This window comes from Streptomyces sp. NPDC006197, assembly GCF_040613865.1.
GTDB lineage: Bacteria > Actinomycetota > Actinomycetes > Streptomycetales > Streptomycetaceae > Streptomyces.
In genome coordinates this window covers 49,677-61,582 of record NZ_JBEXSZ010000007.1, presented here as the reverse complement: position 1 = coordinate 61,582, position 11,906 = coordinate 49,677, and the positions used below count along the sequence as shown (strand labels likewise).

Sequence of the window (11,906 nt, the reverse complement as noted above, 5' to 3'; positions counted from 1 at the left end):
GGGTCACGAAGGGCGGACCACTCCCAGGATCTCCATCGAGCCCGCGCCCGCGAGGGTCACGTTCCGTCCCGGGCGCGGCGCGTGCACGATCATCCCGTTCCCGACGTACATCCCGATGTGGCTCGCGTCCTTGAAGTAGACGATCAGGTCGCCGGGCCGCATGTCCCTGATGTCCACGTGCGGAAGGAGCCGCCACTGCTCCTGCGAGGTGCGCGGGATGCCCCGGCCGGCCGCGCCCCAGGCGCGCTGGGTCAGCCCGGAGCAGTCGTACGAGCGCGGTCCCTCGGCTCCCCAGACGTACGGCTTGCCGATCTGGGCCGTCGCGAACTCGACCGCCTTCCCGCCCTCCACGGTCGTGTCCTCCCGCAGGCCCTTGAGGACGCCGGTGCCGAGCCAGGTCGTCTGGGCCTGGTTCTGGGCCTGCTCCTCCAGGAGCCGCAGCCGCTCGCGCTCCTCGGCGGCGAGCTCGGACTCCAGCTTCTTGGCGGCGGCGATCTTGTCGGTGATCTCCTTCTTCGCCTTCGCCTGCCGGACGCGGTTGGCCTCCAGCTTGGTCCAGTTGGTGCCGGCGTCCTTGGCGTAGGTGTCCAACTCGGCCTGGGCGCGGGTCATCTCGCCCAGGAGGTCGTGGGTGGCCTTCGCGCCGTCCTTGAGCCGTCCGGCGGCGTCGAGGAAGAGCTGCGGGTCGTTCGTGAGGACGAGCTGCGCGCCCTCCGGGAGCCCGCCGTTGCGGTACTGGGCGCGGGCGGCGGCGCCGGCCTTGGCCTTGAGGTCCTCGATCTTCTCGCGGCCGTCCACGATCATCCGGGCGAGCCGGACGATCTCGGCGGACTGCTCCTTCGTCTTCTCCTCGGCGAGGTTGTACGCGTCGGTGGCGACGGCGGCCTTCCGGTACAGGTCGTCGATCTCCGCGCGCACCTCCTCCAGGCTCTTCTTCGGAGGGGCGGGCGGGAGCGGCGTGGCGGCGGCCTGGAGGGTCAGTGCGGGAGAGGCCAGCACGGTCAGGGCGCAGATCACGGTGATCGCGGCGGTGGCGTGGCGGCGTCGGTTCACGAGCTCCCCCTCGAGTGACCCAAATCTGATTTACCGTCAGTAACTTGGTGACGACCTGGCGATAGTGCCATGCGAAACCGGAAAGCGACAGGGGAAACCGGGGCCTGTCGGGCCCATCCCCCTCACGGGGGACGAGTGAGGCGCGTGTGGCGTTCCCTCCGTACGGGAAATTCGGCGGGAGTTGGGGGAGAAGGAGGGAGCAGGCCTCACGGACGTCCCGTCACCCGCGTGGCGCCAGTGCCTCCCAGCGCACCGTCACCTCGCCCTGTCGCCAGCGGCGCGGGCCGTCTGTCAGCGGCCAGTCCGCCGCGAGGTCGCGGACGGAGCGGATCCACCGCTGCCGCGCGCCCAGCGAGGCGTACGGGGCGGCCGCCGCCCACGCCCGGTCGAAGTCCCGCAGGAAGGCGTGCACCGGCTCGCCCGGCACGTTCCGGTGGATCAGCGCCTTCGGCAGCCGTTCCGCGAGGTCCGAGGGTCGGTCGAGCGAACCGAGCCGGGTCGCGAAGGTCACGGTGCGCGGCCCGTCCGCGTCGAGCGCCACCCACACGTGCCGGCGGCCGATCTCGTCGCAGGTCCCCTCCACGAGCAGCCCACCGGGCGCGAGCCGCCCGCAGAGCCTCGCCCAGACGGCCGCGACCTGGTCCTCGTCGTACTGGCGCAGCACGTTCGCCGCCCGGATCAGGGCGACCCGGCCGGGTACCGGCACCTCGAAGCCGCCGTGCAGGAAGGAGAGCCCCTCCCGCTCGTACGGCCTCGCGGCCTGGACCCTGGCCGGTTCGATCTCGATGCCGTAGAGCCGGGTGCGGGGCTCGGCGGTGCGCAGCCGGGCCAGGAGCTCCACGGCGGTCCAGGGGGCGGCCCCGTATCCGAGGTCCACGGCGAGCGGCGGCTCGGGGAAGCGGCGCAGGGCGGGGCCGTGGACGGCGGCGATCCAGCGGTCCATGCGGCGCAGCCGGTTCGGGTTGGTGGTCCCGCGGGTCGGGGTGCCGACGGGGCGGGTGGTGCGCGGGGCCATGCCATGAGCGTAAGGGGTGCGGGGGAAGGGCCCGGGCCGGGCGGAGGCCCAGGCGACGACCGCCGGTCCCGGACGGTGGCCCCGGCAACGAATTGGCAAAGCACCCCTTCTGCCGGAAATGAAAGGGGCCGTTCCGGTGTTGTCGCGGCTGGAGGACGTACCCCGCCCTCCACCTGCCATGCCCGCCCAGCTCAGCCCAGCTCAGCCCCGGGGCCCGTGAGCGGCCCCCGAGCGGAAGGACCGCCGACGTGAGCCAGTACGTGTCCCGGTTCGCCGGTACCCGGCACCGGCACCCGGCGCCGACCAGGCTCCGGCTCCCCGGCCGGCACCGCACCCCCCGGCGCGTGGCCATGCTCAGCGTCCACACCTCGCCGCTGCACCAGCCCGGCACGGGGGACGCGGGCGGCATGAACGTCTACATCGTCGAGCTGGCGAAACGACTCGCCGCCATCGACATCGAGGTGGAGATCTTCACCCGGGCCACCACCGGCGGCCTCCCGCCGGTCGTGGAGCTGACGCCGGGCGTGCTCGTACGGCACGTGGACGCCGGTCCGTACGAGGGCCTGGCCAAGGAGGAGCTGCCGGCGCAGCTCTGCGCCTTCACGCACGGCGTGATGCAGGCGTGGGCGGGCCACCGCCCCGGCCACTACGACCTGGTGCACTCCCACTACTGGCTCTCCGGCCACGTCGGCTGGCTCGCCGCCGAGCGCTGGGGCGTCCCGCTCGTCCACGCCATGCACACCATGGCGAAGGTCAAGAACGCCGCGCTCGCCGAGGGCGACACGCCCGAGCCCGCGGCCCGGGTGATCGGCGAGACGCAGATCGTCTCGGCCGCCGACCGGCTCATCGCCAACACGGCCGAGGAGGCCGACGAGCTCGCTCGCTTCTACGAGGCCGACCCCGGCAAGATCGCCGTCGTGCACCCGGGCGTCAACCTCGACCGCTTCCGCCCCGCCGACGGGCGCGCCGCGGCCCGCGCCCGGCTCGGGCTGCCGCAGGACGCGTTCATCCCCGTCTTCGCCGGCCGGATACAGCCGCTGAAGGCCCCGGACATCCTGCTCAGCGCCGCCGCCCGGCTCCTGGAGCAGGACCCCTCCCTCCGCTCCCGCATGGTCGTCCCGGTGGTCGGCGGCCCGAGCGGCAGCGGCCTGGCCAAGCCGGAGCAGCTGCAGAAGCTGGCCGCCAAGCTCGGGATCTCGGACGTCGTGCGCTTCCACCCGCCGGTGGGGCAGGACCGGCTTGCCGACTGGTTCCGCGCGGCGAGCGTCCTCGTCATGCCCTCGTACAGCGAGTCCTTCGGCCTGGTCGCGATCGAGGCGCAGGCGGCCGGCACCCCGGTCGTCGCGGCGGCGGTCGGCGGTCTGCCCGTGGCCGTACGGGACGACGTGACCGGCTTCCTCGTGCAGGGGCACGACCCGGCGGACTACGCCCGGGCGCTCGGCCGGTTCGTGGCGGACCCGTCGCTGTCGGCCCGGATGGGGGAGGCGGCGGCGCTGCACGCGGGCTCCTTCGGCTGGGACACGGCGGCCTCGGGCACGGCGGACGTGTACACGGCCGCCATGCACGACCACCGGCTGCGCGAGAACCGCCGTCGCGTACGCTCGCACCATGGCTGAGGACGTTCGGCGGATCATCGAGGACACGTTCAACGACGCGGAGCTGGACTGGGAGTCCCCGGAGCCCGGCTCGTACGTCGTGAAGCTCCCGGGCACGCGCAAGCTGTTCACCACCCTGTCGCTCCGGGTGGGCCGCCACTCCCTCTCCCTGAACGCCTTCGTCATCCGGCACCCCGACGAGAACGAGGCGGGCGTCCACCGCTGGCTCCTGGAGCGCAACCTCCGGCTGTACGGCGTGGGTTACGCGGTCGACGGCCTCGGCGACGTCTACCTCGCCGGCAAGCTCCCGCTCTCCGCCGTCACGCCGGAGGAGCTGGACCGGCTGCTCGGCTCGGTCCTGGAGGCGGCGGACGGCGACTTCAACACGCTCCTGGAGCTGGGTTTCGCGTCGGCGATCCGCCGGGAGTACGAGTGGCGGGTCTCCCGCGGCGAGTCGACCCGCAACCTGGACGCCTTCAAGAACCTGACCCAGAAGCCCGCGAGCTGAGGCCCCGCCCCGTCCGGTACCGCCCCGGCGTCACGCCGAACTCGCGGCGGAAGGCGTGGGACAGGGAGTACGGCGAGCCGTAGCCCACCCGGCGGGCGACGGCGGCCAGCGGGTCCCCGGTGTCCCGGAGCAGCGCGGCGGCACGGGTCAGCCGCCACCAGGCGAGGTACGCCATCGGGGGCCGGCCCACCAGGGCGGTGAAGCGGCGGGCCAGGGTGGGCCGGGAGACGCCCGCCTCGGCCGCGAGACGGTCGACCGTCCAGGGCGCGGCCGGATCGGCGTGCAGTGCGCGGAGCGCGGCGGCCGCCACCCGGTCGCCCAGGACCGCCGGCCACGCTCCGGCCGTGCTCCGGGCCATCCAGGACCGGACCATGTAGACGAACAGCAGGTCGAGCAGGCTGGGCAGCGCGAGCGAGGCGCCGGGCCGCTGTTCCTCCAGCTCGCCCTCCAGGAGGGCGAGGGCGGCCCTGAGCCCGGGGTCGCCGTCGGGCCGGGCCGGCAGGTGCACGAGCGGCGGGAGCTCCGCGAGCAGGGGGTGCGTGTGGCTGCGGTCGAGCCGGTACTTGCCGCAGAGCATCTCGACCTCGCGCCCGTGGTCGGCCGTTCGGGGCGGGCGCGGAAGGCTCCCGTCGGCCCGCCGCCCGTCGGCCCACCGGTCGAAGGGCACTGCCCGTTCCACGGTCGCCGCGTCGGCGGGCGCGTCGGCGATGACGTGTCCGGTGCCGTGCGGCAGCAGTACCGCGTCGCCCGCGCCGAGCACGACCGGTTCGCCGCCGTCGGGCAGCAGCCAGCAGCCGCCCCGGAGGACGACGTGGAAGCCGGCTCCGTCGTACGGGTCGAACCGCGCGCACCAGCGTCCGCCGACCCGCACCCGCTCGGAGGACGGCCGTCCGACGCGTACGGCCGAGATCGCGTCGCTCACCACGTCCATGGCCGGGAGCGTACCGAAGCGTCGGCAGCCGCGGTGAGCGTCCCGCGCATCCAGGAGATCGACTGGAGCATTGAGGGGCTCGACAGCCCCTCCCTACTGTCGGTCGCATGACGAACGAGAGCGCACAGAGCATCGTCCTGGGGGACGTCGAGGTCATCCGGGTCGTCGAGTGGCAGGGGCCGTTCGCGCCCGCCCGCACGCTGGTCCCGGAGGCCGGGGCCGAGGTGTGGAAGGACAACGAGGAGTGGCTGGCGCCGGACCACTGGGCGCCGGAGAGCGACAGCGCGGTCATGGCGCTGCAGACCTGGGTGCTGCGCAGCGGGGGACGGACGGTCCTGGTCGACACCGGGGTCGGCGACGGGCGGGAGCGGCCGCACTCGCCGCACTTCCACCGGCGGCAGGACGGTTTCCTCGACCGTCTGGAGCGGGCGGGCATCAGGCCCGAGGACGTGGACGTCGTCGTCAACACCCACCTGCACGCGGACCACGTCGGCTGGAACACGCGGTACTCGGAAGGGGCAGGGGAATGGACGCCGACGTTCCCGAACGCCCGGTACCTCCTCCCGGCCGCCGACGACTTCCACTTCGGCCCGGGGAACGCGTACGGCGGCGGCCTCCGGGAGGAGGACCGGCTGATTTACGAGGACAGCGTGGCGCCCGTGCACCACGCCGGTCTGATCACGCTCTGGGACGGGTCCCACCGCATCGACGAGAACCTCGTCCTGGAGTCCGCGCCGGGGCACACGCCCGGCTCCGCCGTGCTGCGGCTGGCCTCCGGGACCGACCGCGCGGTCTTCGTCGGCGACCTCCTCCACAGCCCCGTGCAGATCCTCGACCCGGAGCGGGCCAGCTGTTTCTGCCTGGACGCGGCCGGGGCGGCGACCAGCCGCCGCCGGATCCTCGAACGGGCGGCGGACGAGAGGGCGCTGGTCGTCCCCGCGCACTTCGGCGGGGCGGGCGCCGCCGAAGTGCGCAGGGAGGGGGCGGGGTTCGCCCTGGCCGGCTGGGCGGCCTACGAGACGGACCGACTCAGGCGCTGACGGAGGAGGACGAGGCGCCCTCGGCCATGGGGACGGAAGGTGCGGCGTCCTCGGTGCCGAGGACGGAAGGTGCGGCGTCCTCGGTCGCGGGGGCGACCGGTGCGACGGCCTTCTCGGACTCTTCGGAGAGGGCCTTCCGCAGCCGGGTGAAGTAGCCGACGGCGGCGAGGACGCCGATCGCGGTGGTCGCGGCCCACAGGACGTCGGGGCCGGGGCCGTCGACGATGGCGCCGGCGCCGATCGGGGCGACGAAGCCGGCGACGGCCCAGGACATGCCCATCACGCCCTGGTAGCGGCCCCGGGCGTGCTCGGGGGCGAGGAGGGCGGTGGCGGCGGCGTTCGTCGGGACGTGGATCATCTCGCCGACCGTCCAGACGACCACGGTCGCGGCGAAGGCGACGGGGGAGCCGGCGAGGGCGGTGGCGCCGGTGCCGAAGGCGAAGAGGAGGGCGGAGAGGGTCAGCAGGAGGACCGGCGAGCGCTTGTCGGTCAGCTTGTTGACGAGCAGTTGGAAGCCGACGATCACGATGCCGTTGACGGCGATGACGACGCCGTACGAGGAGGGGGAGAGGCCCTGGCCCGCCATGGTGAGCGGCAGGCCGATCCACGGGGCGGTGAAGACGAGGCAGACGAGGAGGTTGAGGAGGACGAGCGTGCGGAAGGGCGCGTCGCGCAGCACGGTGAGCATGCTGACCTTCTCCTCGACGACCGGCTCGCCCTGGGCGCTGACGGCGGCCTCGGGACGGGTCTCGGGAAGCCGGAGGAAGACGATGACGGCGCAGAGGAGGGTGGCGACGGCGTCGACGACGAAGAGGGTGCGGTAGCCGAGGAAGGCGGCGGCGCCGCCGCCGATGGAGGCGATGGCGAAGCCGAGGTTGAGGGCCCAGTAGTTGAGGGAGTACGCCCGGCGCACGTCGTGGGCGGGGACCATGTCGGCGATGGTCGCGTTGATGGAGGGGCGGACGGCCTGGGTGGCGACGCCCATGAGGAGCACGACGAGGGCGATGCTCCAGGCACTGGTGACGACGGCGAGGGCGGCGGCGCAGGCGGCGGCCGCGAGGTGCATGGAGACCATGGTGGGCCGGCGGCCCCAGCGGTCGGTGAGCATGCCGCCGAGCGGGGATCCGGCCACGCCGCCGAGGCCGTGGAGGGCGACGACGAGTCCGGCGAACCAGGCGGAGTGTCCGAGCTCGACGGTCAGGTAGAGGGAGAGGAAGGTCAGGACGAAGGCGCCGGTCCGGTTGACCAGGGTCGACAGCCAGAGCCACCAGAAGCCCTGCGGGAGGCCGGAGACCGACGCCCGGGCTGATCGTCTGAGCGAATCGATGGACATGTGTGGCGGCCCCCTGCTGTACGTAAGCCCTGCTTCCAGCTCCCGTAACTTACGCATCTCATACGTCGGACGCCAGCGAATTGACGACGCGCGTCAATCGTCAGCGGTCTATTAGGCTCGTACGCATGGCCGACGCACCGTACAAGCTGATCCTCCTCCGCCACGGCGAGAGCGAGTGGAACGAGAAGAACCTGTTCACCGGATGGGTGGACGTGAACCTCACCGCCAAGGGCGAGAAGGAGGCGACGCGCGGCGGCGAGCTGCTCAAGGACGCCGGCCTGCTGCCCGACGTGCTGCACACCTCCCTCCAGAAGCGCGCCATCCGCACCGCGCAGCTCGCGCTGGAGTCCGCCGACCGCCACTGGATCCCGGTCAGCCGCTCGTGGCGCCTCAACGAGCGCCACTACGGCGCCCTCCAGGGCAAGGACAAGGCCCAGACGCTCGCCGAGTTCGGCGAGGAGCAGTTCATGCTGTGGCGCCGCTCGTACGACACCCCGCCGCCGGCCCTGTCCGACGACAGCGAGTACTCGCAGGCCCACGACGCCCGCTACCAGACGATCCCGCCGGAGCTGCGCCCGCAGACCGAGTGCCTCAAGGACGTCGTCGAGCGGATGCTCCCCTACTGGTACGACTCGATCGTCCCGGACCTCCTCGCCGGCCGCACGGTCCTGGTCGCCGCCCACGGCAACAGCCTCCGCGCCCTGGTGAAGCACCTGGACGGCATCTCGGACGCCGACATCGCGGGCCTCAACATCCCGACGGGCATCCCGCTCTCCTACGAGCTGGACGAGAACTTCAAGCCCCTCAACCCGGGCGGCACCTACCTCGACCCGGAGGCCGCCGCGGCCGCCATCGAGGCCGTCAAGAACCAGGGCAAGAAGTAGCCTTCGCGCCTCAAGGAGCCCCCTGTCCGCCGGTTTCCGGCGGGCGGGGGCTTCGTCTTGTTCGGGCGGTGTCCGGTGGGCGTACCAGGTCTGTGACAGGGCGGGGTTCGGCGCTTTCGCGGTGGTGGGGGCGTTGCTACGTTCCGGCCGAGGGGGTGGCCGTATGGGCGGTCGCCCGTGAAAGAGGGGCTTCCCGATGAACGCCGACCGTCTCAGACCCGTTGCCCTCGCGCTCGCCGCCGGTGCGCTTGCCGCCGTGCTCACCGGGTGTCAGCAGGGCGGTGCCGCCGCCGGCGGTGCCGCGCCGAGCGCGCCCGCCACGAGCACCTCCGTTCCCGGACCGGCCGGATCGGGTGGGGGCGGCACGCCGACCGCCGCTCCCACCGACGCGCCGACCGCCGCCCCGACCGTCGCTCCGGCCGTGAAGAAGCCGGCCTCCCCGAAGACCTCCAAGCCCGCGCCCGCGCCGAAGCCCACCGCCAAGCCTGCCCCCGCCGGCTGTGTCGACTCGACGCCCGGGCCCGACGACGTCGACCCCGACGAGTTCGCCCTCTACCGGATCGAGGAGCTCGACGGCAGCACCGGCAAGGTGAACCTCGTCGTCCAGCACGGGGCCTGGGGCTGCGGGTCGCCCGACTCCGACGGAGGGCCGTTCGTCGTCACCGGCGAGGAGAGCCGCTGGGCCCTCGACCAGGCCGCGTACGTCACCGCCACCAACCCGATCGTCGCCAGCGCCGAGAACCAGCGGATCGGTGTGCAGGAGCTGATCGACTGGGTGAACGCCCACCCCGACTCGGGGCTCGTCTTCCGGTACGAGACCGGGGACGACGGGGCGATCCACCGTCTCGAAGAGGTCTTCACCCCGTAGACCCCGTCCTTGCGCCGGACGAGTGAGGGCGAAACCTTCCGGCTGCGGTGTGCCGCTTATGGGGTGGGGGGCGGGGTTAGGGGTGGGGCGACCTTGGTCGTCTCCATCGAAACGAGAACCCCGTGCGTCTCCGCCACTCCGTCGCCGCCGTCTGCGGCGCACTCGCCCTCACCGCCGCCCTGGCCTCCCCCGCCCACGCAGCCACCGGAGACTTCAGCTACCGGTTCGTCGGGATCACCGGCGCCCAGGAGTGGATCGCGCTGCACGACCCGGCGAGCGGCGAGTGCATCACGATCGCCGAGGCCGCCGACCCGGACGCCTCCGAGCCCGCCTTCGCGCCGCACAACGACACCGACGAGTACGCGATGGTCTTCACGGGGACCGACTGCTCGGGTGACTCCTGGACCCTCCGGCCCCACGGCCGCCCGGCCAGTGAGCGGCTGAAGCTGCGCTCGGTGATGTTCTTCCGGCCGTAGCGGGCCTGCCCGATATTGGCGGGCGGAGACAGTGGCGACTCGTTACCGTCCACCGCATGAGCACGTCACTCCGCCTGGAGCGGGTCACCCCCGCCAATGTCGACGCCGCCCTCGACCTGCGCGTCCATCCCCATCAGGAGCGCAACGTCGCCCCCGTCGTGAAGTCCCTCGCGGAGGCCTACGCCTTCGGGGAGAACGCCTGGCCGCGGCTGATCTTCGACGGCGACGAGCTCGTCGGCTTCCTGATGGCCTTCCTCGACCTCCCGTGGAACGAGGAGCGGGACCCGGACGACCGGCGCAGCGGCCTCTGGCGGCTCAACATCGCCGCCGACGCCCAGGGCAAGGGGTACGGGCGCTTCGCCGTCGAAGCCGTACGCGACGAGCTGCGCCGGCGCGGCGAGCGGCTGCTCCACGTGACCTGGGAGCCCGGCGAGGACGGGCCCGGCGCCTTCTACGAACGGCTGGGGTTCCGTACGACCGGGGAGGTCAGCGGCGGCCAGGTCGTCGGCGTACTCGACATGTAGGAGCGGCGGGGTGCGCCCGGTACAAACGCGAATGGGTCGTCCGGACCCGGGCCGGCGACGCGCTGCCCCGCCTCGGAGACGCCGACTTCGACCCGTCGCACGCATACACCGCCCTTGCCTTCATCCAGCGCCGCATGGGCGACACACTCGTGCAGCCCAGCGACGTCACCGACCGCCGCGAGCGGCGTCTGCTGATCCCGCCCGCGAGTCTGGTCGAGGACGTTCTGGGCACTGACCTGGCAGAGTACCGCCGAGGCGGAGGGCGACCCCCAGTCAGCCTGCGAGAAGCCATCAACGCCCTGATGCGAGGAGAACTTCCCACCACACCCGAGACCCCCGTCGCAGTCTCCCCGGCACCCCAGGAGATGAGCCGCGCCTTCCTCGCCGACGGAAGTGGCGGCCTGACGGCTGTCTGGTCCGGTAAACAGAGCGGGGGATCTGACCAGATCTTCGCCAGCCGGATGGACTTGGCCAACGGCCACGGCGGCTTCGCCGCTCCTCAGCAGATCAGCTCCGGTGGCACGCACGTGAACCCGCACGCGGTCCTCCTGCCCGACGGGCCGCTCCTGGTCGCCTATCAGGCGGGGGCCGTCGGCGCTGCGGACGTGGTCATGAAACGCGCGCCGCTGGGCGGTCTCGCGAGTGCGGCAGAAATTCCAGTGGCGGCCACCCCGGGTGTCGACGAGACCTCTCCGTTCCTGACGGTGACCGGCGACCTGACGACCGTCTTCTTCTATCGGTCGACGACACGACGCTGGTACTACCGCCGATGGAAAAACACCACCAACGCCTGGAAGGACCCTGAGGGACGCGAGCTGTCCGCCATCATCAATGACTCCTTCAAACACGAATTCCATGCAGCTGTCGACCCCGATGGCAAGGTCTGGGCGGCCTTCCCAAGCCACGAAGGCCTGACAATCCTGAGGTTCGATCCGGAGACGGGGGATGTCACCTACCCGGGTCACGTCGGCGTGCATACTGGCTACCGGACGCCGTTCGTGTTGTGTACCCGTACCGGTGTCGTGTGGGTGTTCTGGAGTACCGAGGTAACCGGCAGCGCCCTGTGGGCCTGCGTCCTCCAGTCGGGCTCCTGCGAGATCTTGGACATCTTGGACATCGTGGACGATCACGAGCTGCCGTACGAACCCACCGAGTACGGTCACAGTCCGAACCGGTTCAATCCGCACGCTGTGGAGGACGAGGATGGAGCGATCTGGCTGTTCTGGGCCGTAGGTGACGAAGACGGCACTGGGAGCTTCACGAGCGACCTCGCGGTGATGCGCAGCAATCCGGTCAACGGAAAGTGGGGCGCGACGCGGCAGTTGGATACTTCACCAGTCCACTCCACCCCGTACCTTGCTAACCCATACCCCAACGTCGCTTTTACTGTGGTCGCCTCCGGCAAAGCAAACTGGATCTTCTGGGCGGCCGACCACAACGGCGTCACGAACATCTACCACAAACGACTTCTCTTCGCCGTATAGCGCCGGGGAGGAAGGGAAGCGGCGATGGCCGTTCCGAGGATCAGTCCCGTCACCGCGGACCACCGCTCTCCACCGTGAGTCTTTTCCAAGCCAGCGGTGTGGAAGGCGAGTTGGGCAGTCCTGTGCAACGATGAAGCTCCTGGTGGACGGGTTCTCGACCAAGATCGTCCGTGTCTGCCAGGAGCTTCGCGGGCT

12 protein-coding genes are annotated in these 11,906 nt (G+C 71.9%); 8 read left to right on the top strand and 4 right to left on the bottom strand.

Going from position 1 to position 11,906, the window contains the following annotated elements; translation table 11 throughout:
• Positions 1 to 3: 3 nt before the first annotated feature.
• On the bottom strand, positions 4 to 1,053 hold the full coding sequence (locus tag ABZ318_RS03665; RefSeq protein WP_356900853.1) for a C40 family peptidase: 1,050 nt from the start codon (positions 1,051 to 1,053) through the stop codon (positions 4 to 6).
• A 220-nt stretch (positions 1,054 to 1,273) separates the two neighbouring features.
• On the bottom strand, positions 1,274 to 2,068 hold the full coding sequence (locus ABZ318_RS03660; protein ID WP_356900852.1) for a class I SAM-dependent methyltransferase: 795 nt from the start codon (positions 2,066 to 2,068) through the stop codon (positions 1,274 to 1,276).
• Positions 2,069 to 2,316: 248 nt separating this feature from the next.
• Between ABZ318_RS03660 and mshA the strand changes: the two genes are divergently transcribed.
• The gene (gene mshA, locus ABZ318_RS03655) at positions 2,317 to 3,684 is read left to right on the top strand and encodes a D-inositol-3-phosphate glycosyltransferase (protein ID WP_356900851.1); all 1,368 of its coding nucleotides are present in this window, start codon (positions 2,317 to 2,319) and stop codon (positions 3,682 to 3,684) included.
• Positions 3,677 to 4,171, top strand: a complete 495-nt coding sequence (locus ABZ318_RS03650) for a YbjN domain-containing protein (RefSeq protein WP_356900850.1) — start codon at positions 3,677 to 3,679, stop codon at positions 4,169 to 4,171. The genes mshA and ABZ318_RS03650 overlap by 8 nt, the downstream gene beginning before the upstream one ends.
• Here the strand turns inward: ABZ318_RS03650 and ABZ318_RS03645 are convergent.
• Positions 4,140 to 5,102, bottom strand: coding sequence for an AraC family transcriptional regulator (locus ABZ318_RS03645; protein ID WP_356900849.1), 963 nt, complete (start codon positions 5,100 to 5,102; stop codon positions 4,140 to 4,142). The genes ABZ318_RS03650 and ABZ318_RS03645 overlap by 32 nt on opposite strands.
• Before the next feature lie 107 nt (positions 5,103 to 5,209).
• On the opposite strand from ABZ318_RS03645, the gene ABZ318_RS03640 reads away from it, so the two are divergent.
• Positions 5,210 to 6,142, top strand: coding sequence for an MBL fold metallo-hydrolase (locus ABZ318_RS03640; RefSeq protein ID WP_356900848.1), 933 nt, complete (start codon positions 5,210 to 5,212; stop codon positions 6,140 to 6,142).
• Here the strand turns inward: ABZ318_RS03640 and ABZ318_RS03635 are convergent.
• Positions 6,132 to 7,475, bottom strand: a complete 1,344-nt coding sequence (locus ABZ318_RS03635) for an MFS transporter (protein WP_356900847.1) — start codon at positions 7,473 to 7,475, stop codon at positions 6,132 to 6,134. The genes ABZ318_RS03640 and ABZ318_RS03635 overlap by 11 nt on opposite strands.
• 125 nt (positions 7,476 to 7,600) lie before the next feature.
• Here ABZ318_RS03635 and ABZ318_RS03630 point away from each other — a divergent pair, with 125 nt between their 5' ends.
• The 5 genes from ABZ318_RS03630 to ABZ318_RS03610 all read left to right on the top strand — a co-directional run bounded on the left by ABZ318_RS03630 (position 7,601) and on the right by ABZ318_RS03610 (position 11,711).
• Positions 7,601 to 8,359, top strand: coding sequence for a phosphoglyceromutase (locus ABZ318_RS03630; RefSeq protein WP_356900846.1), 759 nt, complete (start codon positions 7,601 to 7,603; stop codon positions 8,357 to 8,359).
• A gap of 196 nt (positions 8,360 to 8,555) precedes the next feature.
• Complete coding sequence (locus ABZ318_RS03625; protein WP_356900845.1) at positions 8,556 to 9,227, top strand: hypothetical protein; 672 nt, start codon at positions 8,556 to 8,558, stop codon at positions 9,225 to 9,227.
• A gap of 122 nt (positions 9,228 to 9,349) precedes the next feature.
• On the top strand, positions 9,350 to 9,703 hold the full coding sequence (locus tag ABZ318_RS03620) for a hypothetical protein (RefSeq protein WP_356900844.1): 354 nt from the start codon (positions 9,350 to 9,352) through the stop codon (positions 9,701 to 9,703).
• 56 nt (positions 9,704 to 9,759) lie between these two features.
• Complete coding sequence (locus ABZ318_RS03615; protein WP_356900843.1) at positions 9,760 to 10,227, top strand: GNAT family N-acetyltransferase; 468 nt, start codon at positions 9,760 to 9,762, stop codon at positions 10,225 to 10,227.
• Positions 10,228 to 10,361: 134 nt separating this feature from the next.
• Complete coding sequence (locus ABZ318_RS03610; protein ID WP_356900842.1) at positions 10,362 to 11,711, top strand: hypothetical protein; 1,350 nt, start codon at positions 10,362 to 10,364, stop codon at positions 11,709 to 11,711.
• The last annotated feature ends 195 nt before the right edge of the window (positions 11,712 to 11,906 follow it).

Coding starts and splice junctions, on each gene's coding strand:
- ABZ318_RS03625 (WP_356900845.1), top strand. CDS start 8,556: ATGAACGCCGACCGTCTCAGACCCGTTGCCCTCGCGCTCGCCGCCGGT.
- ABZ318_RS03660 (WP_356900852.1), bottom strand. CDS start 2,068: ATGGCCCCGCGCACCACCCGCCCCGTCGGCACCCCGACCCGCGGGACC.
- ABZ318_RS03640 (WP_356900848.1), top strand. CDS start 5,210: ATGACGAACGAGAGCGCACAGAGCATCGTCCTGGGGGACGTCGAGGTC.
- ABZ318_RS03615 (WP_356900843.1), top strand. CDS start 9,760: ATGAGCACGTCACTCCGCCTGGAGCGGGTCACCCCCGCCAATGTCGAC.
- ABZ318_RS03650 (WP_356900850.1), top strand. CDS start 3,677: ATGGCTGAGGACGTTCGGCGGATCATCGAGGACACGTTCAACGACGCG.
- ABZ318_RS03635 (WP_356900847.1), bottom strand. CDS start 7,475: ATGTCCATCGATTCGCTCAGACGATCAGCCCGGGCGTCGGTCTCCGGC.
- ABZ318_RS03645 (WP_356900849.1), bottom strand. CDS start 5,102: ATGGACGTGGTGAGCGACGCGATCTCGGCCGTACGCGTCGGACGGCCG.
- ABZ318_RS03630 (WP_356900846.1), top strand. CDS start 7,601: ATGGCCGACGCACCGTACAAGCTGATCCTCCTCCGCCACGGCGAGAGC.
- ABZ318_RS03610 (WP_356900842.1), top strand. CDS start 10,362: ATGGGCGACACACTCGTGCAGCCCAGCGACGTCACCGACCGCCGCGAG.